This window comes from Microbacterium sp. 16-032 (assembly GCF_041079455.1).
GTDB lineage: Bacteria > Actinomycetota > Actinomycetes > Actinomycetales > Microbacteriaceae > Microbacterium > Microbacterium testaceum_A.
This window is the reverse complement of record NZ_JBFYGQ010000003.1, coordinates 175,803-197,624: the sequence shown is the minus strand read 5'-3', so window position 1 is coordinate 197,624 and position 21,822 is coordinate 175,803. Positions and strand designations below refer to the sequence as shown.

22 protein-coding genes and 2 tRNA genes are annotated in these 21,822 nt (G+C 70.4%); 13 read left to right on the top strand and 11 right to left on the bottom strand.

Going from position 1 to position 21,822, the window contains the following annotated elements:
* Positions 1-184: 184 nt before the first annotated feature.
* A complete protein-coding gene (gene glgX, locus AB6V31_RS07200) occupies positions 185-2,263 on the bottom strand; it encodes a glycogen debranching protein GlgX (protein WP_268104103.1) in 2,079 nt (692 codons plus the stop codon).
* A gap of 46 nt (positions 2,264-2,309) precedes the next feature.
* Here glgX and AB6V31_RS07195 point away from each other — a divergent pair, with 46 nt between their 5' ends.
* The 5 genes from AB6V31_RS07195 to ligA all read left to right on the top strand — a co-directional run bounded on the left by AB6V31_RS07195 (position 2,310) and on the right by ligA (position 8,533).
* Complete coding sequence (locus tag AB6V31_RS07195) at positions 2,310-3,494, top strand: cysteine desulfurase family protein (RefSeq protein ID WP_369364813.1); 1,185 nt, start codon at positions 2,310-2,312, stop codon at positions 3,492-3,494.
* 9 nt (positions 3,495-3,503) lie between these two features.
* Positions 3,504-4,601, top strand: a complete 1,098-nt coding sequence (mnmA, locus tag AB6V31_RS07190) for a tRNA 2-thiouridine(34) synthase MnmA (protein WP_074695086.1) — start codon at positions 3,504-3,506, stop codon at positions 4,599-4,601.
* A 79-nt stretch (positions 4,602-4,680) separates the two neighbouring features.
* The gene (locus AB6V31_RS07185; RefSeq protein WP_056230947.1) at positions 4,681-5,139 is read left to right on the top strand and encodes a carboxymuconolactone decarboxylase family protein; all 459 of its coding nucleotides are present in this window, start codon (positions 4,681-4,683) and stop codon (positions 5,137-5,139) included.
* A gap of 38 nt (positions 5,140-5,177) precedes the next feature.
* Complete coding sequence (locus AB6V31_RS07180) at positions 5,178-6,035, top strand: sigma-70 family RNA polymerase sigma factor (RefSeq protein ID WP_369365079.1); 858 nt, start codon at positions 5,178-5,180, stop codon at positions 6,033-6,035.
* Between the two features lie 50 nt (positions 6,036-6,085).
* Complete coding sequence (gene ligA, locus AB6V31_RS07175) at positions 6,086-8,533, top strand: NAD-dependent DNA ligase LigA (RefSeq protein WP_369364811.1); 2,448 nt, start codon at positions 6,086-6,088, stop codon at positions 8,531-8,533.
* A 59-nt stretch (positions 8,534-8,592) separates the two neighbouring features.
* On the opposite strand, the gene AB6V31_RS07170 is transcribed toward ligA, so the two are convergent.
* Together AB6V31_RS07170 and AB6V31_RS07165 are read right to left on the bottom strand one after the other, a co-directional pair.
* On the bottom strand, positions 8,593-9,093 hold the full coding sequence (locus tag AB6V31_RS07170) for a hypothetical protein (protein ID WP_056230950.1): 501 nt from the start codon (positions 9,091-9,093) through the stop codon (positions 8,593-8,595).
* Positions 9,094-9,227: 134 nt separating this feature from the next.
* Positions 9,228-10,907 carry a long-chain-fatty-acid--CoA ligase gene (locus AB6V31_RS07165; protein WP_369364809.1) on the bottom strand — a complete coding sequence of 560 codons (1,680 nt, stop codon included), beginning with the start codon at positions 10,905-10,907 and terminating at the stop codon, positions 9,228-9,230.
* Positions 10,908-10,968: 61 nt separating this feature from the next.
* On the opposite strand from AB6V31_RS07165, the gene gatC reads away from it, so the two are divergent.
* The 6 genes from gatC to AB6V31_RS07135 all read left to right on the top strand — a co-directional run bounded on the left by gatC (position 10,969) and on the right by AB6V31_RS07135 (position 16,772).
* The gene (gene gatC, locus AB6V31_RS07160) at positions 10,969-11,268 is read left to right on the top strand and encodes an Asp-tRNA(Asn)/Glu-tRNA(Gln) amidotransferase subunit GatC (RefSeq protein WP_056230955.1); all 300 of its coding nucleotides are present in this window, start codon (positions 10,969-10,971) and stop codon (positions 11,266-11,268) included.
* A gap of 64 nt (positions 11,269-11,332) precedes the next feature.
* Entirely contained in the window at positions 11,333-12,853 is a 1,521-nt protein-coding gene (gene gatA, locus AB6V31_RS07155) for an Asp-tRNA(Asn)/Glu-tRNA(Gln) amidotransferase subunit GatA (protein ID WP_056230957.1), read from the top strand.
* The gene (gene gatB / locus AB6V31_RS07150; RefSeq protein WP_268104099.1) at positions 12,853-14,370 is read left to right on the top strand and encodes an Asp-tRNA(Asn)/Glu-tRNA(Gln) amidotransferase subunit GatB; all 1,518 of its coding nucleotides are present in this window, start codon (positions 12,853-12,855) and stop codon (positions 14,368-14,370) included. The genes gatA and gatB overlap by 1 nt, the downstream gene beginning before the upstream one ends.
* Positions 14,371-14,563: 193 nt before the next feature.
* A complete protein-coding gene (locus AB6V31_RS07145; protein ID WP_369364807.1) occupies positions 14,564-15,820 on the top strand; it encodes a DNA polymerase IV in 1,257 nt (418 codons plus the stop codon).
* Between the two features lie 63 nt (positions 15,821-15,883).
* Positions 15,884-16,204, top strand: a complete 321-nt coding sequence (locus tag AB6V31_RS07140; RefSeq protein WP_056230965.1) for a hypothetical protein — start codon at positions 15,884-15,886, stop codon at positions 16,202-16,204.
* Positions 16,179-16,772: a hypothetical protein gene (locus AB6V31_RS07135; RefSeq protein WP_369364805.1), complete on the top strand. Its 594-nt coding sequence runs from the start codon at positions 16,179-16,181 to the stop codon at positions 16,770-16,772. Before AB6V31_RS07140 ends, AB6V31_RS07135 begins: the two co-directional genes overlap by 26 nt.
* Positions 16,773-16,791: 19 nt before the next feature.
* Here AB6V31_RS07135 and AB6V31_RS07130 read toward each other — a convergent pair whose 3' ends face one another.
* The 6 genes from AB6V31_RS07130 to AB6V31_RS07105 all read right to left on the bottom strand — a co-directional run bounded on the left by AB6V31_RS07130 (position 16,792) and on the right by AB6V31_RS07105 (position 18,945).
* Positions 16,792-17,274 (bottom strand): DUF2017 family protein, encoded by a 483-nt coding sequence (locus AB6V31_RS07130; protein WP_074695080.1) that lies wholly within the window; start codon positions 17,272-17,274, stop codon positions 16,792-16,794.
* Positions 17,271-17,576, bottom strand: coding sequence for an ATP-dependent Clp protease adapter ClpS (gene clpS / locus AB6V31_RS07125; protein ID WP_143017876.1), 306 nt, complete (start codon positions 17,574-17,576; stop codon positions 17,271-17,273). Before clpS ends, AB6V31_RS07130 begins: the two co-directional genes overlap by 4 nt.
* On the bottom strand, positions 17,576-17,917 hold the full coding sequence (locus AB6V31_RS07120; protein WP_369365077.1) for a metallopeptidase family protein: 342 nt from the start codon (positions 17,915-17,917) through the stop codon (positions 17,576-17,578). The genes clpS and AB6V31_RS07120 overlap by 1 nt, the downstream gene beginning before the upstream one ends.
* A 178-nt stretch (positions 17,918-18,095) precedes the next feature.
* Positions 18,096-18,171: transfer RNA gene (locus AB6V31_RS07115), tRNA-His, on the bottom strand.
* A 36-nt stretch (positions 18,172-18,207) separates the two neighbouring features.
* Entirely contained in the window at positions 18,208-18,834 is a 627-nt protein-coding gene (gene orn / locus AB6V31_RS07110; RefSeq protein WP_056230973.1) for an oligoribonuclease, read from the bottom strand.
* Positions 18,835-18,869: 35 nt separating this feature from the next.
* A tRNA-Arg gene (locus AB6V31_RS07105) sits at positions 18,870-18,945 on the bottom strand.
* 101 nt (positions 18,946-19,046) lie between these two features.
* Between AB6V31_RS07105 and AB6V31_RS07100 the strand changes: the two genes are divergently transcribed.
* The gene (locus tag AB6V31_RS07100) at positions 19,047-19,256 is read left to right on the top strand and encodes a hypothetical protein (RefSeq protein ID WP_056230976.1); all 210 of its coding nucleotides are present in this window, start codon (positions 19,047-19,049) and stop codon (positions 19,254-19,256) included.
* A 47-nt stretch (positions 19,257-19,303) separates the two neighbouring features.
* Here the strand turns inward: AB6V31_RS07100 and AB6V31_RS07095 are convergent, their stop codons facing one another.
* Complete coding sequence (locus AB6V31_RS07095; protein ID WP_056230978.1) at positions 19,304-19,912, bottom strand: YitT family protein; 609 nt, start codon at positions 19,910-19,912, stop codon at positions 19,304-19,306.
* A gap of 61 nt (positions 19,913-19,973) precedes the next feature.
* On the opposite strand from AB6V31_RS07095, the gene AB6V31_RS07090 reads away from it, so the two are divergent.
* Positions 19,974-21,392, top strand: a complete 1,419-nt coding sequence (locus AB6V31_RS07090; protein ID WP_369364801.1) for a PLP-dependent aminotransferase family protein — start codon at positions 19,974-19,976, stop codon at positions 21,390-21,392.
* Between the two features lie 48 nt (positions 21,393-21,440).
* On the opposite strand, the gene AB6V31_RS07085 is transcribed toward AB6V31_RS07090, so the two are convergent.
* Entirely contained in the window at positions 21,441-21,698 is a 258-nt protein-coding gene (locus AB6V31_RS07085) for a hypothetical protein (RefSeq protein WP_056230983.1), read from the bottom strand.
* Positions 21,699-21,822: the final 124 nt, after the last annotated feature.

Sequence of the window (21,822 nt, the reverse complement as noted above, 5' to 3'; positions counted from 1 at the left end):
GGGATGCGCGGGGTGACCACGCTGCGCGAGGTGGGCGTCGGCTTGACCGGACGCACGGGAATCGAGGCGGCGCTGCGCCAGGGCAGCTCGGGCGAGGGAGTCGTCGTGGTGGCCACGGTCCGAACCTATCGCGGGCCACCGACGTTCCCGTACGGTTTCGCCCGGCCTTGACAGCGGGGCCGGATCAGTCGACGCGGAACAGTCGCATCGAGGCGCCGGCGAGGGGGACGACGTCTCCGGGCGCGAAGCGCTCCTCGTCATCGGACGGCGTCTCGTCGGCGCTCGACCAGAGCGAGACGTAGACCGCGTCCTCGAGATCGGGCAGGACGATCTCGGTGGCGTCCTCGGTGCCGTGGATCACGAGGAGGACGCGGTTCGGGTCCTCTTCTTCGGGCGTCGAGGTCGCGAGGTACTGCAGGGTCCGGTGCGCCGGGTCGTTCCAGCGCTCGCTCGACATCGTCTCGCCGTTCTCGTCGAACCACTCCATGACCGAGGCCGAGGGGATCACCTCGCCGAGCCGGGCGAAGCGCTGGGGCCGCAGCGCGGGATTGTCGCGGCGCAGCCGCAGGAGGCGCTGCGTGTGCGCGAACAGGTGCTCCTGCCACGGGGCGAGGTCCCACGACAGCCAGGTGAGCGCGGAATCGTGGCAGTAGGCGTTGTTGTTGCCGCGCTGCGTGCGTCCCATCTCGTCGCCGGCGGTGATCATCGGCACTCCCGCCGACAACAGCAGCGTGCCCATGAGGTTGCGCATGGCCTTGCGGCGGGTGGCGAGCACGCGTTCGTCGGTGGTGCGGCCTTCGGCGCCGTGGTTGAACGAGCGGTTGGTGTCGGCGCCGTCGCGGTTCTGCTCGCCGTTGCCGAGGTTGTGCTTGACGTCGTACGAGACGAGGTCGCGCAGGGTGAACCCGTCGTGCGCGGTGACGAAGTTGACGCTCGCGAGGGGCCCGCGGTCTTCGGAGAAGGTGTTCGACGATCCCGCCAGACGCGTGGCGAAGCCGCCGATCCCGACCGGGGCGGTGGCCGCGCGCCGGGCGTAGTCGATGTCGCTCAGCCAGAAATTGCGCACCCGATCGCGGTAGCGGTCGTTCCACTCCAGCCAGCCCTCGCCGAAGTTGCCGGTCTGCCAGCCGCCCATGCCGACGTCCCAGGGTTCGGCGATCAGCTTGGTGCCCGACAGCGCGGCACCCTCTCGGATGGCCCTGAGGAGCGGGTGATCGGGCGTGAAGGAGTGGTTCTCGTCGCGGCCGAGGGTGACGGCGAGATCGAAGCGGAAGCCGTCGATCTGCACCTCGTCGCTCCAGTACCGCAACGAGTCGAGGATGAGTCGTGCCGCGGCATCCGTCGAGGTGTTCACCGCGTTGCCGCAGCCGGTCTCGTCGATGTACGCGCCCTCGGCGGTCTGGCGGTAGTAGGCCTTGTTGTCGATGCCGCGCAGGCTCGTGCGCGGCCCCCCGATGCCTTCTTCGGCGGTGTGGTTGTAGACGACGTCGAGCAGCACCTCGAGGCCGGCCTCGTGTAGGAGCTTCACCATTCCCTTGAACTCGCGCAAAACGGCCTCGGGACCCTCGGCGCGGCTGGCGGCCGTGGCATACGGCGCGTGCGGGGTGAAGAAGTTGAGCGAGTTGTAGCCCCAGTAGTTCGACAGGCCCAGCTGCAGCAGGCGAGGCTCGGTGGCGAAGGCGTGGACCGGAAGCAGCTCGACGCTGGTGACGCCGAGGGAGAGCAGGTGATCGATCATCGCGGGGTGCGCCAGTCCCGCGTACGTGCCGTGCAGAGCGGGCGGAATGAAGGGATGCCGCTTGGTGAGGCCCTTGACATGTCCCTCGTAGATGACCGTGCGGTCCATCGGCACGCGGGGCTTGGTGGAGGTGCCCCAGTCGAAAGAGCCGTCGACGACCACGGAGCGCCAGTCGCCGTAGCTGACCGAGACGAGCCCCCGCGAGTACGGCTCGATCAGGAGCGACTGCGGGTTGAACGTGTGTCCGGGGCCGTGCGGCCCTCCGACGCGGATCGCGTATCGCGCGCCGGGTCGCAGCAGGGGAGTGGTGGCCTCGAACACGCCCCCGCCCACGGGGGTCATGGTGATGGTCTCGGTCGCCCAGTCGAGGTCGACGTCGTCGAAGACGAGCACTTGCATCGCGTCGGCGGAACCCGACCAGACGCGCAGGGTGCCCCCGTCGGGGCCGAGCCGCACGCCCAGATCGTCGAGCGACGAGCGGAGCAGGGCGGGGCGGGCGGGCAGGACAGTCTCGGGTCGGACCATGCGTCTTAGGGTAGTGAAAGGCGCTGGAGATACCGGGAGGGCGAGGATGCGGGTATACCTCGATCACGCGGCGACCACCCCGTTGCGCCCGGAGGCGCGAGAGGCGTGGCTCGCCGCCCACGACGTGCTCGGCAACCCGTCGTCGATCCACGGCGCCGGTCAGGACGCGCGTCGCCTGCTCGAGGACGCTCGCGAGGCTCTCGCGACCGTGCTCGGGTGCCAGCCGATCGAGGTCGTCTTCACGTCCGGCGGCACCGAGGCGGCCAATCTCGCGCTGAAGGGCCTGTGGTGGTCGCGCTCCGCCGACGCCGACGCGATCCTGCTCCCCGACGGCGAGCACCACGCCACGCTCGATGCGGTGGGGTGGCTGTCCTCGACGCAGGATGCGCATGTGCGCCCGGTACCCCTCGATCCGCTCGGCCGCATCGACGCGGAGGCGTTCTCTGCGGCTCTTCCGGGAGCCGCCCTCGCGACGGCGCTCGTCGCGAGCAACGAGGTCGGAACGATCCAGGATGCCGCCGACCTCGCGCGGCGCGCGCTCGACGCCGGGGTGCCCCTGCACCTCGACGCCGTGTCGGCGCTCGGCCAGATCCCGGTGTCGTTCTCGGCGTGGCGGGGCTCGGGGAGCGCGCCCTCGGGCCTCGTGGCGATGTCGGTCTCGGCGCACAAGGTCGGCGGTCCCGTCGGCGTTGGCGCCGCGGTCGTCTCGCGACACGCCCGGCTCACGCCTCTCGTCCACGGCGGCGGCCAGCAGCGGAGCCTCCGCGCCGGGACGCAGGACGTCGCGGGCGCCTCCGCCTTCGCGGCGGCCCTCACGGCGGCCGAGGCCGAGCGCCACGGCGAGGCGGAGCGGCTCGCCGCACTCCGCGATCGCCTGGTGACCGGCATCCTCTCGTCCATCCCTTCCGCCCGGCTGCTCGGGCACCGGACCGAGCGTCTGCCCGGCAACGCGCACGTGCTGTTCCCGGATGCCGCGGGCGAGACGCTCCTGTTCCTGCTCGATATGGAGCAGATCGCCGTGTCGACGGGGTCGGCGTGCCAGGCCGGCGTGGCGGAGCCGTCGCACGTGGTGCTCGCTCTCGGGCTCGACGATCGCGCGGCGCGATCGGTGCTGAGATTCACCCTCGGACACACCTCCACGGACGCCGACGTCGACGCCGTTCTCACCCGTCTCCCCGACGCGTACGCCCGGGCCGTGGCATCCGGCGCCCGTTCAGACCGACGTTCGTAGACTGGGACGATGCGAGTTCTTGCGGCGATGAGCGGTGGAGTCGACTCCGCGGTGGCTGCGGCCCGCGCGGTCGAGGCGGGTCACGACGTGGTCGGCGTGCACCTGGCGCTCTCGCGTGCCGGGGGAACGCTCCGCGCCGGCAGCCGCGGCTGCTGCACGATCGAAGACGCGATGGACGCCCGCCGTGCCGCCGACAAGCTCGGCATGCCCTTCTACGTCTGGGACTTCTCGGAGCGCTTCCGCGACGACGTGATCGACGACTTCGTCGCGGAGTACCGCGCCGGGCGCACGCCCAACCCCTGTATGCGCTGCAACGAGAAGATCAAGTTCGCGGCCCTCCTCGAGCGGGCCCTCGAACTCGGCTTCGACGCCGTCTGCACCGGCCACTACGCCACTCTCGTCGACACGCCCGGGGGGCGCGAGCTGCACCGCGCCTCCGACAACGCCAAGGACCAGTCGTACGTGCTGGGTGTGCTCACCGCTGAGCAGCTCGCGCACACCTACTTCCCGCTCGGGTCCACCCCGTCGAAGGCGCTCGTGCGCGCCGAGGCGGAGGAGCGCGGGTTGTCCGTGGCGCAGAAGCCCGACAGCCATGACATCTGTTTCATCCCCGACGGTGACACGCGCGGCTGGCTCGCCGACAAGGTGGGTGCCGAGCGCGGCGAGATCCTCGACCGTACGGGAGCCGTGGTCGGCACGCACGAGGGGGCGCACGCCTTCACCGTGGGGCAGCGCCGCGGCTTGCAGCTCGGGGTTCCCGCGGCCGATGGCAAGCCCCGCTTCGTGCTCGAAGTGCGTCCCATCACCAACTCCGTGGTCGTCGGGCCGAAAGAGGCGCTCGCGTGCTCCGAGATCGCGGGGGAGCGCTACACCTGGGCCGGACGCGCACCCGAGGGCGAGCGCTTCGACTGCGACGTGCAGATCCGCGCGCACGCGGACCCCGTGCCCGCCGTCGCCGAGTTCGTCGACGGCGTGCTGACGGTGCGTCCCGAGACGCCTTTCGACGGGGTCGCCCCCGGGCAGACCGCTGTGCTCTACGACGGCACGCGCGTGCTCGGACAGTTCACGATCGACCGGACGGTGTCGGCGGTCCCGGTCGAGGCCTGAGGCCCGTCACACTCCGCCGTCGCCGTTCGACTCCTCTGGTGGACGCGATCTTCGCGTCCCCTACCGCGAGGAGTCCCCGATGACCCGTATCGACCTGTCCCGCACCAACCGCGGCGGTTACGCCGCCGTCCTCGCGCTCGAGGGGTATGCGCGCACCCACGTCGACAAGACCCTCTACGAGTTGCTCAAACTGCGGGCGTCGATCCTCAACGGGTGCGGGTTCTGCGTCGACATGCACGCCACCGCGGCGGCCGCGCACGGCGTCCCCGCGCGGACGCTCCACGCCGTCGCGGCCTGGCACCACGCCGGCGACCTCCTCGACGACCGGCAACGCGCGGTACTCGCCCTCACCGATGCCGTGACCCTCGTCGGGCCGGAGAGCGTGACCGACGAGGTGTGGGAGCGCGCGGCCGCGTTCTTCTCGGAGAAGGAGCTCGGCTCCCTCGTGGTCGCCATCGCGACGATCAACGTGTGGAACCGCATCGCCCTGGCGACAGGGATGACCCCGCCGGTCGATGCCGCCCACCCCGTCGCATGAGCGTCGCCCGTCCTGCCGGTAGCCTCGGCGAGGTGACGATGGCCAGCCTCGCGTGGAGCACGGAGCGGGACCGACTCGTGGGGATCGCCTATCGGATGCTCGGAGACTTCGGCGCCGCGGAGGACGTCGTCTCGGACGTCGCCCTCGACGCACTGCGGGCGGAGGGCGACGGCGATGAGGTGCGCTCGTGGGCGGCCTGGCTGACGACGGTCTGCGTCAGACGATCCATCGACCAGTTGCGTCGAGTGCAGGCCGCTCGCGAGGATTATCCGGGGCCGTGGTTGCCGGAGCCGGTCGCCACCGAGCGTCTGCCCGACGACGTGGTGGCGGACCGCGAGATGCTGTCGCTGGCGGTCCTGCACCTCGCGGAGCAGCTGGAACCCGCGGCTCGTGCGTCGGTGGTGTTGCATCGGGCGTTCGGGATGACGTCCGTCGAGATCGCGGAAATCCTCGATCGCTCACCCGCGTCGGTGCGCCAGCTGATCTCGCGGGGAGAAAGGAGGCTTCAGCTGCGCGCCGAGCCGTCGTCGTCAGGCGCCGACCGCGGGGCTGTCCGCGCTCTCGTCGCCGCGATCGAGACCGGAGACGTCGCGGGCGTGGCGGGCATCCTCACCGATGACGCGATCCTCTGGGCGGACGGAGGCGGGCGGGTCAAGAGCGCGCTCAACCCCATCTTCGGCGCCGAGAGGATCGTCCGCTTCTTCGCCGGAATCCTCGAGAAGGCGGCCGCAGCCGGAGCCGTGATCTCGGCGCGGCAGGTGGACGTCAATGGCGAGATCGGGCTCTCGCTCTCGGTGGGCGCCGTCACGGACGTCATCTCGCTGGAGATGAGGGGTGGGCTCGTCGCCGGCGTCCGACGGATATCGAACCCCGACAAGCTCTGGAGGGCGTGGTAAGCGGCGACCCGCCCGCGGCCGATGTCGGAACCCCTCCCTAAGCTGGATGCGTGACCGAGCACGATCAGCTTCCCGACCTCACCCTCGACGAGGCGCGCGCCGAGGCCGCGGACCTCACCCAGCGGATCGTCGGTGCGCGCGACGCGTACTACGGCCGAGACGCCGAGGTCGTCGACGACGCGACGTACGACGGATGGATGCACCGGCTCGAGGCCCTCGAGCGTCTGCACCCCGAACTCCAGGGGCAGGACAGCCCGACCCTGTCGGTGGGAGCCGCCGAGGCCACCGACCTCGCGACGATCGAGCACGCCGAGCGCATGCTCAGCCTCGACAACGTCTTCTCGCCCGAAGAGCTGCGCGATTGGGCCGTCAAGACCGAGGCCGCCGCGGGGCGCGCGGTGCACTGGCTCAGCGAGCTCAAGATCGACGGACTGGCCATCAGCCTGCGCTACGAGAACGGCGTGCTCACCTCCGCCGCGACCCGCGGCGACGGTCGGGTCGGAGAAATCGTCACCGAGAACGCCCTGCGTCTCGCCGACATCCCGCACGAGCTCGCGGGAGAGGGGCACCCGCCGATCGTGGAGGTGCGCGGAGAGGTCTTCATCCCCGTCGCGAAATTCGAGAACCTCAACCGGCTCCAGGGCGAGTTCCGCGAGCGGGCGCTGGCCGAGGCTCGAGAGCGGGCCGCCGGCCGACGTGGGGGCCGCGCGTTCGACGAAGAGAAGGCCGAGATCGCGGCGGCTCGACGCTTCCCCGCGTTCGCGAATCCCCGCAACGCGGCTAGCGGCGGACTGCGTCAGCAGATCGAGAAGAAGACGGGCCTCGAACTCGAGGCCGGTCTCGCGCGCATCGACTCCCTCAAGCTCTACGTGCACGGCATCGGTGCGTGGCAGATCCCTCCCGTGGCCGCACAGAGCGAGATCTACGACCTGCTGGCGTCGTGGGGACTGCCCACCTCGCCGTACAGCCGCGTCGAGTCGACGATCGACGGCGTCCTGGCCTGCGTCGCGCACCACGGCGAGCATCGTCACGACGTGGAGCACGAGATCGACGGCGTCGTCGTCAAGGTCGACGAACTCGCCCTGCACGACGAGCTCGGTGCCACGAGTAGAGCGCCGCGATGGGCGATCGCGTACAAGTACCCTCCCGAGCAGGTGAACACGAAGCTGCTCGACATCGTGGTGTCCGTCGGCCGCACCGGACGGGCCACCCCCTTCGCGGTCATGGAACCCGCGAAGGTCGCCGGCAGTGTCGTGCGCCAGGCCACCTTGCACAACCAGGACGTCGTCAAGGTCAAGGGCGTGCTGATCGGCGACACGGTCGTGCTGCGCAAGGCCGGCGACGTCATTCCCGAGGTCCTCGGTCCGGTGGTCGAGCTGCGCGACGGCAGCGAACGCGCGTTCGTCATGCCGGCGGACTGCCCCGAGTGCGGGACGCCGCTGCGCCCCGCGAAAGAGGGCGACATCGACCTGCGGTGCCCGAACGCGCGCTCGTGCCCCGCCCAGGTGCGCGGTCGTGTGGAGCACATCGGGTCCCGCGGAGCGCTCGACGTCGAGGCCCTGGGAGAAGTCACCGCCGCGGCCCTCACCCAGCCCGAGGTGCCCGACCGGCCGCCGCTCGACACCGAGGCGGGGCTCTTCGACCTGACGGTCGACCAGCTCGTGCCGATCGAGGTCGTCGTGCGCGACTCCGAGACGGGGGAGCGCAAGGTCGATCCCGATACCGGCGAGCTCGTGCGACGACTGCCGTTCCAGAAGCTGTCGCCGGCGTCGTACCCGCCGGGCGCCGAGGACCTCGACCCGGCCGAGCGCCGCCGCCGCGGCATCCGCAAGGACTATCGGCAGGTCCTGCCGTCCGAGCAGGCGACCAAGCTCATCGCCGAGCTCGACAAGGCGAAGACCAAAGACCTCTGGCGGTTGCTCGTCTCGCTGAACATCCGGCACGTCGGTCCGGTCGCGGCCCGGGCCCTCGCCCAGTGGTTCGGCTCGCTCGAGGCCATTCGAGCGGCCTCGCGCGAAGAACTCGCGGCCGTCGAGGGTGTCGGCGGCATCATCGCCGACGCCGTCATCGATTGGTTCGACGTGGAGTGGCACCGCGAGATCGTCGACCGCTGGGCAGCCGCGGGGGTGCGCTTCACGATCCCCGGCCACCCCGGACCCGGGGCGGCGGCCGCTGCGGGCGGGGTCCTCGCGGGCCTCACGGTGGTGGCGACCGGATCACTCGAGGGCTACACCCGCGAGGGGGCGCAAGAAGCCATCCTCTCGGCCGGCGGCAAGGCGGCATCGAGCGTGTCGAAGAAGACGGACTTCGTGGCGGCGGGCCCGGGGGCCGGATCCAAGCTCGCGAAGGCCGAGGAGCTCGGACTGAGAATCCTGGATGCCGCGCAGTTCCGCATCCTCGTCGAGCAGGGCCCCGCGGCACTCGACGCGGCGACGGGCGACACCTCAGCCGACGCCGACATCGACGCCGCCGCGGAAGAGACCGCCGCCGACGACTGATCGAACAACGGAAGGGCGGGGGCCGAGGCCCCCGCCCTTCCGTTCGTTCTCGGTATCTGTCAGCCGGCGCAGACCGTGGCGGCCTCCGTGAAGCTCGCCTGCAGAGTGCTCACCTGGCCGCTCAGGCCGCTGGCCTTCGACGGGTCGGCGACGACGGTCTCGAGGAACGCGGCGTAGTCGTTGAGAGCGCCGCTGGCCTTCTTGGCCGCGGGCGCGACCTCCGCGTTGGTGATCGAGTCGAACTGCGTGCCGACGTCGGACGCGAGCTTCTTGAACGCCGCCAACGTCGCCTGCGGGTCGGAGCTGTCGACCGTGCTGCCCGCACCGCTGACCTCCTGGAACTGCGTCCGGACGATGTCGCAGGCGTCGGCCTTCGACTGATCCCCGGCGGGTGCGGCGGGCGACGCGGGCGCGGTGGTCTCCTGCGTCGTCGTGGTGCCGCTGTCGGTCATGCTGTCGTCGCTCGACTCCGCGGTGTTGCTGGCACCGCCGGAGCAGCCGGCGAGAAGAAGCAGCGCGGAGGCTGCGACGAGAGCGAACGGAGTGCGCTTGATGATCATGTGATTCCCCCCAAAGGTCACACCCGGGCACGACGCGGCCCGGAATGCCCCCACGCTACCGAGCGCACGCGTGCACCGACCAATTCGGCCCCGGGTCTTGCGCGCCGAGGTCTGCGTGTAGCAGGGCGGTGGCGTCAGTCGGCGAGCAGGCGGTCGCGCACCTGACGTCGGAGCACCTTACCGATGAGCGAGCGGGGCAGTTCATCGACGACGACGATCTGCTTCGGAACCTTGTAGGGCGTCAGGATGCCGCGCGCGAAGGCCCGCACGGCTTCGGCGTCGAACTCGCCGGGGGTCGAGGGCACGACCGCGGCGACGACCTCTTCGCCCGAGTGCTCGCTCGGAAGGCCGACCACGGCGACATCGGCGATCGAGGGGTGTTGGCGCAGGACGTTCTCGACCTCGGTGGGGGCGACGTTGAAGCCTCCCGTGATGATGAGCTCTTTAATGCGGTCGACGATCCGCACGAAACCGCCGTCGTCGATCGTCACGATGTCACCGGTGCGGAACCACCCGTCGACGAAGACCGCGTCGGTCTCCTCGGGCTTGCCGTAGTAGCCGGAGAAGACCTGCGGGCCGCGGACGAGGAGTTCACCGCGCTCGACGTCGGTGCGCGGGTCGTCGGGGTCGACGACCCGGCACTCGGTGCCGGGCAGGGGGAGGCCGACGGTCCCCGCGACGCGGTTGTCGGCGACGGGGTTGGCCATCAGCACGGGTGAGCACTCGCTCAGGCCGTAGCCCTCGACGAGATAGCCTCCGGTGGCTTCCTCGAACGGCACGACGAGATCGTGCGGGAGGGCCATCGCGCCCGAGATCGCGACGTCGGTACCGGTCAGCGAAACGCCCTTCTCGGTCGCCGCGGCGAGCAGCCGCTCGGCGATCGGGGGGACGAGGGGGAGGAAGGTCGCGGGGTGCTTCTTCGTCACGGCGAGCACGAGGTCGGGATCGAACTTGGGGAAGAGGACGAGACGCGCGCCCATCGACATCGCGAAGGTCACGCACAGGGTCAGCCCGTACGCGTGGAACATCGGCAGCACGGCGTAGACGACGCACCCCTCGCCGCGGACGATCTGCGGCACCCAGGCGCGGGCCTGAGCGGCGTTGGCGAGCAGGTTCGCGTGCGTGAGCATCGCCCCCTTGGGGGTGCCGGTCGTCCCGCTCGTGTACTGGATGATCGCCAGGTCGGTCGACCCCGGTCGCGGGTGCGACGAGGGGAGGGGCGCGTGACGCACCAGGTCGGCCCAGTCGGCGGCATCCTGGGCCTTCGTCGTCAGAGCCGCGCGGGCCTCTCGCGCCTTCGCGAGGGGCAGGCGGAGGGCGAGTCGGGTCAGCAGGGGCATGGCGGTGGTCACGTCGACCGAGATGAGCGTGTCGACCGTCAGGTCGGCCGGGAACTCCTGGATCGTGGCGACGACTTTGCGCCACACGATCGCGTGCTTCGCACCGTGATCCTCGAACTGCTTGCGCAGCTCCCGCGGGGTGTAGAGGGGATTGTGCTCGACCACGACGGCGCCCAGGCGCAGGACCGCGTAGAACGCCACGATGTGCTGCGGGCAGTTGGGCAGCACGATCGCGACCGGGTCTCCCGCTTTCACCCCGCGCTCGGCGAGGGCTCCCGCGACGCGGGCGATGTCGGCGGCCATCTCGGCGTACGTCGTCTCGCGGCCGAAGAACTGCAGGGCCGGGGCGTTGGGGTAGTCGCGCACCGAGGCGTCGACGATGTCGACGAGCGAGCCGCTCTGGGGGTCAAGGTCTTCGGGGACACCGGGGGCGTAGCTCGAGGTCCAGGGCCGCGGGGGATCGAAGCTCGTCACCCCGTCAGCCTAGAGGTGGTGCTCGGCGGGGACAGGACCGCGCGCGAACTAGACTTGCGGGGTGTCTGAAATCACTCCTGATCTCGTGCGCCATCTCGGTGTGCTCGCCCGGATCCAGTTGAGCGACGAGGAGGTCCAAAGCCTCACCGGCCAGCTGGATGCCATCGTCGACAACATCGCGAAGGTGTCCGAGGTGGCGACCCCCGAGGTCGTCGCCACGAGCCACCCGATCCCGCTCGAGAACGTCTTCCGCCCCGACGTCGTTCAGCAGCAGCTCACGCGCGAGCAGGTGCTGCAGAACGCCCCCGACCAGGCCGACGGCCGATTCCGCGTGACCGCGATCCTGGGAGAAGAGCAGTGATGCGCACCGTGCCGACCGATTTCCGGGGAGTCTCCACCTCCGACGCGACGAAGGAGCAGGGACGATGACCGATCTGACCCGCCTCACCGCCGCCGACCTGGCCTCCGCGCTCTCGAGCAAAGAGGTGTCGAGCGTCGAGGCCACGCAGGCCCACCTCGACCGCATCGCGGCCGTCGACGGCGACGTGCACGCGTTCCTGCACGTGAGCGACCACGCCCTCGAGGTCGCGGCCGACATCGACCGCCGCCGCGCGGCGGGCGAGCAGCTGCACGAACTCGCCGGCGTTCCGCTCGCGGTCAAGGACGTGCTCGTCACCACCGACATGCCCTCCACGAGCGGATCGAAGATCCTCGAGGGCTACATGTCGCCCTACGACGCCACGGTCGTCGCGCGCTCGCGCGCCGCGGGCCTGGTGCCGCTCGGCAAGACCAACATGGACGAGTTCGCGATGGGCTCCTCCACCGAGTTCTCGGCGTACGGCCCCACCCGCAACCCGTGGGACCTCGACCGCATCCCCGGCGGCTCGGGAGGCGGGTCGGCTGCGGCCGTCGCGGCCTTTGAGGCGCCGCTGGCCCTCGGCTCCGACACGGGCGGCTCGATCCGTCAGCCCGCGCACGTCACCGGCACGGTCGGCGTCAAGCCCACCTACGGTGGAGTGAGCCGTTACGGCGCGATCGCCCTGGCATCCAGCCTCGATCAGGTCGGCCCGGTCACCCGCACCGTGCTCGACGCGGGCCTGCTCCACGACGTCATCGGCGGACACGACGCGAACGACTCGACCTCGCTGTCCGACGCGTGGCCCTCGTTCGCTGCCGCGGCTCGCGAGGGTGCGACCGGCGAGGTCCTGAAGGGCCTCAAGATCGGCGTCATCCGCGAGCTCGACGACCGCGGCTTCCAGAAGGGCGTGTCGGACTCGTTCCGCGCGTCGCTGGCGGCCATGGAGGCGCAGGGCGCCGAGATCGTCGAGATCAGCGCCCCGCACTTCGAGTACGGCGTCGCCGCGTACTACCTGATCCTCCCCGCCGAGGCCTCGAGCAACCTCGCGAAGTTCGACTCGGTGCGCTTCGGCATGCGCGTGAACCCGCAGGGCGCCGCCACCGTCGAGAACGTCATGGCCGCCACGCGCGACGCGGGCTTCGGCCCCGAGGTCAAGCGCCGCATCATCCTCGGCACCTACGCCCTCTCGGCCGGATACTACGACGCCTACTACGGCAGCGCGCAGAAGGTCCGCACGCTCATCCAGCACGATTTCGACGCCGCGTTCTCGCAGGTCGACGTCATTGCGACGCCGTCCGCGCCGACTACGGCCTTCCGCCTCGGCGAGAAGATCGACGACCCGCTGCAGATGTATCTCAACGACGTCACCACGATCCCCGCGAACCTCGCGGGCGTGCCCGGCATCTCGGTGCCGAGCGGTCTCGCCGCAGAGGACGGCCTGCCCGTCGGCATCCAATTCCTCGCCCCCGCTCGCGAGGACGCCCGCCTCTACCGTGTCGGTGCGGCCCTCGAAGCGCTGCTCGTCGACCAGTGGGGTGCCCCGCTGCTCGACAAGGCCCCCTCTCTCACGAACGGAGCGTCGCTCTGATGGCGAAAGATGCCCTGATGGACTTCGACGAGGCGCTCGAGATGTTCGAGCCCGTCCTCGGTTTCGAGGTGCACGTCGAGCTCAACACCGCGACCAAGATGTTCTCGGCCGCGCCCAACCCCGCCAACGAGGCCCACCACGGTGCCGAGCCGAACACGCTCGTCGCCCCGGTCGACATGGGCCTTCCGGGCGCTCTGCCGGTGGTGAACGCCGAGGCCATCCGGTCGTCGATCAGCCTGGGCCTCGCCCTCGGTTGCTCGATCGCCCCGTCCAGCCGTTTCGCGCGGAAGAACTACTTCTACCCCGACCTCGGCAAGAACTACCAGATCTCGCAGTACGACGAGCCGATCGCCTTCGAGGGCTCGGTCGAGGTCGAGCTCGAGGACGGCACCATCGTGACCGTGCCGATCGAGCGCGCGCACATGGAAGAAGACGCCGGCAAGCTCACCCACATGGGAGGGGCGACCGGTCGCATCCAGGGTGCGGAGTACTCGCTGGTCGACTACAACCGCGCCGGCGTCCCGCTCGTCGAGATCGTCACGAAGCCGATCTTCGGTGCCGAGCACTCGGCGCCTGCACTGGCGAAGGCCTACGTCGCGACGATCCGCGACATCGTGCGCGGCCTCGGAATCTCGGAGGCCAAGCTCGAGCGCGGAAACCTCCGCTGCGACGCCAACGTCTCGCTGCGCCCGCGCGGCCAGGAGAAGCTCGGCACCCGCACCGAGACCAAGAACGTCAACTCGATGCGTTCGGTCGAGCGTGCGGTGCGCTACGAGATCCAGCGTCAGGCCGCGATCCTCGCCAAGGGCGGGACCATCACGCAAGAGACCCGTCACTGGCACGAGGACACCGGTCGCACGTCTCCGGGGCGCCCGAAGTCGGATGCCGACGACTACCGTTACTTCCCCGAGCCCGACCTGCTGCCGGTGGTGCCCGCGCCCGAGCTGATCGAGGAGCTGCGCGCCGCGCTCCCCGAGCCGCCCGCGGCCCGTCGTCGTCGGCTCAAGGGCGAGTGGGGCTTCACCGATCTCGAGTTCCAGGACGTCGCCAACGGCGGCCTGCTCGACGCGGTGGCCGACACGATCGCCGCGGGAGCCGCTCCCGCCTCGGCCCGTAAGTGGTGGACGGGTGAGATCACCCGCGTCGCGAACGCGCAGGAGCGCGACGCGGCCGACCTCGTCTCTCCCGAGAACGTCGCCGCTCTGCAGAAGCTGATCGACGCCGGCACCCTCACCGACAAGCTCGCGCGCCAGGTGCTCGAGGGCGTCATCGCCGGAGAGGGCACCCCGCAAGAGGTCGTCGACGCCCGGGGTCTCGCCGTGGTCTCGGACGACGGGGCGCTCATCGCCGCGATCGACGAGGCCCTCGTCGCCCAGCCCGACGTGCTCGCCAAGATCCGCGACGGCAAGGTGCAGGCCGCCGGCGCCGTCATCGGCGCGGTCATGAAGGCGATGAAGGGCCAGGCCGACGCCGCGCGCGTGCGCGAACTCGTGCTGGAGCGCGCCGCCGCTCTGTAATCGACACCGGATGCCACGGCACCACGCCCCGCGAGGGGTGGGCCCGTGGCATCCGTCGTTCCCGGCCCGGGGCGTGTACACAGCCTCGGCGGTTGACGCGAGATTCGCGAGACGACGGTCGAGGATGCGCGGATCGCTGACCTCGCGCGGGCGCCGAGGACCGATGTCGGAGGTCCGGGGGAGAATGGATGCCATGGGACGAGGTGACGGAACGGGGCGCATCGTCTCGCGCCCCGACGCCGATGACACGGGCACGGGCATCCTGCACGTCGACATGGACGCCTTCTTCGCCTCGGTGGCCGTGCTCGACGATCCCTCTCTCGCGGGCAAGCCGCTCATCATCGGCGGGTCCGAGGGGCGCGGCGTCGTCTCGAGCGCTTCGTACGAGGCCCGCCGCTACGGCGTGAAGTCGGCGATGCCGGTCGCGATCGCCCTGCGGATGTGCCCGACCGCGATCGTCGTCAACCCGCCGTACCACCGCTACACCGAGATGTCGCGACAGGTTATGGCGATCTTCCACGACGTCACCCCGCTGGTCGAACCCCTCTCGATCGACGAGGCGTTCCTCGACGTCCGGGGTGCGCGGCGGCTGTGGCGGAGCCCCGGCATGATCGCGCGGGACCTGAGGGCTCGGGTGAAGGCCGAGACCGGGCTGACCTGCAGCATCGGAGTCGCCGCGACCAAGCACGTCGCAAAGATGGCCTCCACGATCTCCAAGCCCGACGGGCTGCTCGTGGTGGCCGAGGCCGACACCGAGGCGTTCCTTCGCCCGCGTTCGGTGCGGGCGCTGTGGGGAGTGGGTCCCAAGGCCGCCGAGGCGCTCGAGTCTCGCGGCATCCGGCTCATCTCCGACATCCTCGACACCCCGCGGCCTGCGCTCGAGCGGGTGCTCGGTCCCGCAATGGGCGAGCGCATCTGGCATCTGTCACGCGGCATCGACGCCCGCGAGGTACACACGGGGCGCTCCGAGAAGAGCGTCGGTCATGAAGAGACGTTCCACACCGACATCTCCGACACCCGCACGCTGCACGTCGAGCTCCGCCGCCTCGCCGATCGCGTGGGAGCGCGCCTGCGCGCGCAGCAGTACGAGGCGTCGACGATCTCGATCAAGGTGCGCTTCTCCGACTTCACCACGCTCAGCCGTTCGCGCACGCTGCCCGAACCGACCTCGGTCGGCCAGCGCATCGGCGACGCGGCCATCGAGCTGTTCGACGGGATCGACCGACGCCAGGCCGTTCGCCTGGTCGGCGTGCGGGGCGAGAAGCTCAAGCCGGCGGCGATCGCGGCCACCCTGTGGGATGACGACGCCGAATGGCGCCGCGTCGAGGGAGCGCTCGACGACGCCACCACCCGCTTCGGCCGAGGGGCCGTCACCCGTGGATCGCTGCTCGGGCCGTCGCGCGGTGGGGGAGCCCTGCCCACGAACCCACGGCCGTCGTACGACCACTGACACGCCGGTCCCGGTCGCGCAACGCCCCTCGATGCTCCGAGGCCGGGCCGCTACGGTGGAGCCATGCCCAACATCGCTTTGGAACTCGGCAAGCAAGCCACCAGCTTCGGCGTCACCTCCGCCTACGGGGAGCAGCAGGACGTGAACGGCGTCAAGATGATCCCCGTCGCCCTCACCTGGGCCGGGTACGGCGGCGGCTCCGACGAGCAGGGCAACGGTGGCGGCGGGGGCGGTGGCTACACGCTGCCCCTCGGCGCCTACATCCGCCGTGGTGACGATCTGCGGTTCGATCCGAACCTCGTCGCGTTGCTCGCCGTCGGCATCCCGTTCGTGTGGGTGGCCGGTCGCGCCCTCAGCCGTGTCATCCGCGCCCTCAAGAAGTAACGCGGACCCGGTCGCCGACGCCCTCACTGCGGCTGTTGCCGCGGTGTCGGCGCGCGTCGTCGCGGTCGGCGCCGCGAACCCCGTCGTCGCCCTCGACGGGCGTAGTGGCGCGGGGAAGAGCTCCTTCGCTCGACGCCTGGTCGCGGCATGGCCGGGCCACGGACGCGTGCAACTCGTCGCCCTCGACGACGTCTACCCCGGCTGGGACGGCCTCGCCGACGGCGTCGAATACGCCCGGCGGGTCATCCTCTCACCGCACGCGCGGGGGCTGATCGGCGTCTGGGAGCGGTGGGACTGGGAAGCGAGCGCGCGAGCCGAGGCATACGCCGTCGACCCCTCGCTGCCGCTGGTGGTCGAAGGATCGGGACTTCTCACCCCTGAGGTCGCGCGACTCGCCGACGTGTCGGTGTGGGTCGAGGCTCCGTTGGCGTCCCGCAAGGCGCGCGCCCTCGACCGCGACGGCGACACCTACCGTCCGCATTGGGACCGCTGGGCCGCGCAGGAGGACCGGCATCTCGAGGCGCACCATCCGGAACGGCTGGCCGATCTGGTCGTCTCCGTCCCGTAAGGTACGTCGACGACGCCGCTCACGCGCGATCGAGAGTTGCGACGAGACCGTCGAGGCGATAGCCGATCCAGTCGTACACGCCGTAGCGCGGGTCTTCGGGATCGTGATCGTCGTCGTTCTGGATGCCGAGACGGGTCGCCATAACCAGTCGCAGCGCCGAGAGCGTGCGCATCCACGCCAGGGCCTCGGTCTCACCGAGGGCGACGGCGATCGTCGCATCGGGATCGCTCTCGGGGTCGAGGTCCGCACCGTCGAGGCCGAGGGTGTGAAGAACCGTGGCGACGTCCTGCGACCGACGCTCGAGGAGGTCCCCGCCGGTCAGACGCCGGAACTCCCGACTGGCAGCTGCGTCGTCGGGGTAGGCATCCGGGAGCAGGCGTTCCACCGCCGGGTCCTCGCCCGCGCGGGAGTCCGCCAGCAGATCGCGGAACTGTCCCACGATGCCGGCCAGATGCAGGGCCTCGAGGCCGCTGATCTCCAGCACGACGACGCGCTCGCTCACGCGGGGTCCTTCCTGACGGTGGCCCAGAGGCCGAAGTCGTGCATCGCCTGCACGTGGGCTTCCATGACTTCGCGTGGCCCTCGGGCCACCACGGCGTGGCCGTCGTGGTGCACGGCGAGCATCAGCCGGTTCGCGGTCGCGGCGTCGTAGCCGAAGTAGGTGCGGAAGATGTGGGTGACGTAGCTCATGAGGTTCACGGGGTCGTTCCACACCACGGTCTGCCACGACGCTGGCGGAGCCGCCGTCAGATCGGTCTCGAGGTCGACGTCGAGATCGAGGTCGGGACTCGCCACGCCCGCCATCACGCCCACCCCAGCTCGTGGAGGCGTTTGTCGTCGATGCCATAGAAGTGCGCGATCTCGTGGACGAGCGTCGTGTGGATCTCGTCGCGCAGTTCCGCCTCGTCGTGGCAGGCAGCGAGGTGCGGCTCCCGGTACACGATGATGCGATCGGGGAGCTCGCCGACGCCGTAGCGCTCTCGTTCCGTCAACGCCCAGCCGTCGTACAGCCCGAGGAGATCCAGGGACCCGTCCTCGGGGCGGTCCTCGACGACGAAGACGACGTTATCGAGACCGTCCACCATGTCGTCGGGGAGCTGATCCAGCTCGTCGACGACCAGTTCTTCGAACGCAGACGCATCCATCTCGAGGGCCGGGCGCGCGTCGACGCGGTCGTTCACGGCGGGCCTCCCGGGGGTCTCGAGCCGTCCATCGGATGCCGACAGATCACGCCGACGTTCCGTGTCGATTCTACGGCGCGGGGGAGCGCCGGTCGCGAATGACGAAGGCCCGGCGAGCGATGCTCGACCGGGCCTTCTTCGTTGGGGTGGCTAACGGGACTTGAACCCGCGACCCCCGCGACCACAACGCGGTGCTCTACCGACTGAGCTATAGCCACCATGTGTCTGCCGCAGCAGACAACTGAACGATTATGTCATACGTCCAGCGTGAACGACGACACGGCCGAGGCCGAGACGGCCTTCGCCTCGTCGCTCGTCGGGCCCGGCTGGGGCACGAACACCGCGGCGCGGTAGTAGGCGAGCTCGCGGATCGATTCGCGGATGTCGGCGAGCGCGCGGTGTCCGCCGTTCTTCGCCGGGGCCTGGAAGTAGGCGCGCGGATACCAGCGACGCGAGAGCTCCTTGATGCTCGACACGTCGACGTTGCGGTAGTGGAGCCAGCGGTCGACGCGCGGCATGTACTTCGCCAGGAACATGCGGTCGGTGCCGATCGTGTTGCCGGCGAGAGGAGCCTTGCCCTCGACGGGCGCGAACCGCTGGATGTACTCGAGGGTCTGGAACTCGGCATCCGCAAGGCTCACCCCGTTCGGGATCTCGTCGAGCAGACCCGAGGAGCGGTGCATCTCGGTGACGAACTCGCCCATGTTGGCGAGGGCCGAGGCGTCGGGCTTGATCACGATCTGGAAACCGGGGTCGAGCACGTTGAGCTCGAAATCGGTGATGACGACGGCGATCTCGACGAGCTCGTCGACGGCCAGGTCGAGCCCGGTCATCTCGCAGTCGATCCAGACGAGCCGGTCGTTCTCGGAGGCGTTTACCATCCCCACATCCTAGTGAGGGGTGCCGACACCGGCTCTGGTCCCCCAGACACGATTCGAACGTGTGACCGGCGGATTAGAAGGCCGCTGCTCTATCCACTGAGCTACTGGGGGTCGATCTCAGGATATCGCCCGAGGCGTTCCCGGCGCGCCAGCCCCTGGCACATCTGCCGCGGCGGCTGTACATTCCCGCGAAAGAGAGCAAAGGAGCACTCATGTCCGAGACTGCGACGCGACGCATCTGGGTGGCCTACGGTCCGAACGGCGTCGTCGGGAAGATCCAGAAAGACAGCGACGGCTACCGCGTTCACATGGCCGGCAAGGACGAGCCCCTGGGCGTGTACCCCTCCATGGAGATCGCCAAGAACGCCGTGCACTCGCACCTCAAGCCCGGCAGCGAGCGGCCCGAGTTCCGCGAGCACTGAACGGTGGGGCGGCTCCCGGTCCGCGGGAGCCGCCCCACCGCGGTGTCTCAGGCGGATGCCATCGTCCGCGCGGGCGCCGCGGGCTTCGGAGTGGCCAGCAGCGGCAGGGCGAGGTGGACCAACGGCCCGATCCCCAGCGCGAAGACGACGGTCCCGATGCCGACGGTGCCGCCGAGCAGCCACCCGAGGACGAGCACCGACCCCTCGACGCCGAGGCGGCACGCCCAGATCGGCCAGCCGAAGCGCGCGTGCATTCCGGTCATGAGGCCGTCGCGCGGGCCGGGGCCGAAGTGCGCTCCGATGTAGAGCCCGGATGCCACGGCCACCAGCACCACGCCGGCGACGAGCATGAGGGCTTGCAGCCAGAAGGTGTCGGGGTGGGGGAGCAGCCCGAGCGAGAGCTGGAGACTCGTGCCGACGAGCAGGATGTTCGCCACGGTTCCCACCCCCGGCTTCTGGCGCAGGGGGATCCACAGCAGCAGCACGCCCAGGCCGACGATGTTGGTGATCCAACCGATGCCGATCCCCGTCACGCGCGAAAGTCCCTGCGCGAAGACCGTCCACGGGTCGACTCCCAGGCCGGCCGCCACGGTGACGGCGCAGCCGAAGCCGTAGAGCACGAGTCCGAAGAAGAGGCGCAGGATCCGAGAAGACATGTGGCGATCCAATCACGGGATTGGCTTTGGCGCAGGATGCCAATTCGACTACGGTGGCCGCATGGACTCGCGCGTATCGGCCCGCACCCTCGCCGCCTCTCTCGGTGGCTGGCGGGGAAACGGCCCCGCCTACGAGGCACTCGCCGACGGCGTCCGCCTTCTCTGCTTGGACAATCGCCTCGCTCCGGCCACGGCCCTCCCCGCCGAGCGTGAGCTGGCGGCGATTCTGGGAGTGAGTCGCACCACCGTCGCCGCCGCCTACCAGAGCCTGCGCGACACCGGACACATCGAGAGCCTGCGCGGGAGCGGGAGCGTCACCCTGCCCCTGCGTCGGACCGACCCGGGCCGGCACGAACCGGACGCCGAGACGATCGATCTGCAGCAGGCGAGCCCCGCGGCCTGGCCCGGGCTTCCAAGGACCATGGCGGAGGTCATCCAGGACGCTCCGGCACTCGTCGCGCGGATCGGATACGACGTCGTCGGCGATGTGGGCCTGCGTACCGCGATCGCCGAGCACTACCGCGCGAGAGGTCTCGCCACCTCCACCGACCAGATCCTCGTGACGACGGGGGCGCAGAGCGCGATCCACCTGATCGCCTCGGTACTCCTGCACCGCGCCGACCGGGTCATGATCGAGACCCCCACCTACCCTCACGCGGCGGATGCGTTCCGTCGGGTCGGGGCACGCCTGGTGGGCGTGCCGGTCGACTCCGCCCACGGATGGGACCTCGAGCGCGCGGAGCAGACGTTCGCGAGGGCGCTGCCCTCGCTGGCGTACCTGATGCCCGACTTCCACAACCCGACGGGACGCACCATGACCGCGGACGAGACGGATGCCTTCGTCGTGGGCGCGCGCTCGGTCGGGACTCTCCTGGTCCTTGATGAGACCACCGCACAGCTCGACATCGATCGGCGATCGCAGTCGGCGGCATTTCCCGAGGATGAGCGCGTGATCCGCGTCGGCTCCCTCGGCAAGACGGTGTGGGGTGGACTGCGCGTCGGGTGGGTGCGCGCAGCGCCCGACATCGTGCGGCGCCTAGCCAGCGGTCGACCCGTGCACGATCTGGGGACTCCCGAGCTCGAGCAGGCCATCGCGGCGCGCCTCATCCCGCGACTCGACGAGATCGCCGCGCAGCGCGGCACCCTGCTGCGTGCGGGTCGCGACAGCCTGGTCGAGGAGCTGAGGCGACTGTTTCCGGAGTGGGACGTGCCCGAGGTGCACGGCGGTGTGTCGCTCTGGGTGGGGATCGGCGAGCCGCTGAGCACGCCGTTGGTGATGTCGGCGCGGGCACGAGGGCTCGCCCTCTCCGCCGGATCGCGATTCGCCGTGGAGGGCGGCCACGACCGTCGTCTGCGCGTGCCGTTCACCGCGTCGCCGTCGACGCTGCGGCGGGCGGTCGGCATTCTGCGCTCAGCGTGGGACGACGTGCGCGGCGGAAGCGCGATCCCTTCTCGAACGGACTTCACCACCGTCGTCTGAGCACAGCCCGACCGCACCGGGAGACCGGATGCCGAGCGCCGCACGGTTCTACCTGAGGTACCGCAAACACTCGACGGCGTCGGCGGACGACCAGAACTCGCCGAGGCGACGGAAGCTGCCGGAGGCGGAGTGGAACCGCTCGGCGGCGTAACGCCACCCCCCGTCGGCGGAGATCGCACGGATATGACCGACCACGATGCCGCGCGGATCGGCGATGCGCCACAGGCCCGCGGCGACGTGCGTCGCCGCTCCCCACCCGGCCGGACGCGGTGCCGGAGCGAGGTCGTTCCACAGTGCGGTGCTCATGGGATGACGGTAGAACCAACCTCCGACATCGACGCCGGTCGTCCCCGGGGTCCGTCCTCCCCAGGCGCCTGATCGTCCGAATCATCCACGGAACGGCCGGATCGACCCGCGGCGTACGCGTCGA

Bases quoted from the DNA above. Each gene is read 5' to 3' on its own strand.
- glgX (WP_268104103.1), bottom strand. From the start codon at position 2,263: ATGGTCCGACCCGAGACTGTCCTGCCCGCCCGCCCCGCCCTGCTCCGC.
- AB6V31_RS07195 (WP_369364813.1), top strand. From the start codon at position 2,310: ATGCGGGTATACCTCGATCACGCGGCGACCACCCCGTTGCGCCCGGAG.
- mnmA (WP_074695086.1), top strand. From the start codon at position 3,504: ATGCGAGTTCTTGCGGCGATGAGCGGTGGAGTCGACTCCGCGGTGGCT.
- AB6V31_RS07185 (WP_056230947.1), top strand. From the start codon at position 4,681: ATGACCCGTATCGACCTGTCCCGCACCAACCGCGGCGGTTACGCCGCC.
- AB6V31_RS07180 (WP_369365079.1), top strand. From the start codon at position 5,178: ATGGCCAGCCTCGCGTGGAGCACGGAGCGGGACCGACTCGTGGGGATC.
- AB6V31_RS07170 (WP_056230950.1), bottom strand. From the start codon at position 9,093: ATGATCATCAAGCGCACTCCGTTCGCTCTCGTCGCAGCCTCCGCGCTG.
- gatA (WP_056230957.1), top strand. From the start codon at position 11,333: ATGACCGATCTGACCCGCCTCACCGCCGCCGACCTGGCCTCCGCGCTC.
- gatB (WP_268104099.1), top strand. From the start codon at position 12,853: ATGGCGAAAGATGCCCTGATGGACTTCGACGAGGCGCTCGAGATGTTC.
- AB6V31_RS07145 (WP_369364807.1), top strand. From the start codon at position 14,564: ATGGGACGAGGTGACGGAACGGGGCGCATCGTCTCGCGCCCCGACGCC.
- AB6V31_RS07140 (WP_056230965.1), top strand. From the start codon at position 15,884: ATGCCCAACATCGCTTTGGAACTCGGCAAGCAAGCCACCAGCTTCGGC.
- clpS (WP_143017876.1), bottom strand. From the start codon at position 17,576: ATGGCGGGCGTGGCGAGTCCCGACCTCGATCTCGACGTCGACCTCGAG.
- AB6V31_RS07120 (WP_369365077.1), bottom strand. From the start codon at position 17,917: ATGGATGCGTCTGCGTTCGAAGAACTGGTCGTCGACGAGCTGGATCAG.
- orn (WP_056230973.1), bottom strand. From the start codon at position 18,834: ATGGTAAACGCCTCCGAGAACGACCGGCTCGTCTGGATCGACTGCGAG.
- AB6V31_RS07100 (WP_056230976.1), top strand. From the start codon at position 19,047: ATGTCCGAGACTGCGACGCGACGCATCTGGGTGGCCTACGGTCCGAAC.
- AB6V31_RS07095 (WP_056230978.1), bottom strand. From the start codon at position 19,912: ATGTCTTCTCGGATCCTGCGCCTCTTCTTCGGACTCGTGCTCTACGGC.
- AB6V31_RS07090 (WP_369364801.1), top strand. From the start codon at position 19,974: ATGGACTCGCGCGTATCGGCCCGCACCCTCGCCGCCTCTCTCGGTGGC.
- AB6V31_RS07085 (WP_056230983.1), bottom strand. From the start codon at position 21,698: ATGAGCACCGCACTGTGGAACGACCTCGCTCCGGCACCGCGTCCGGCC.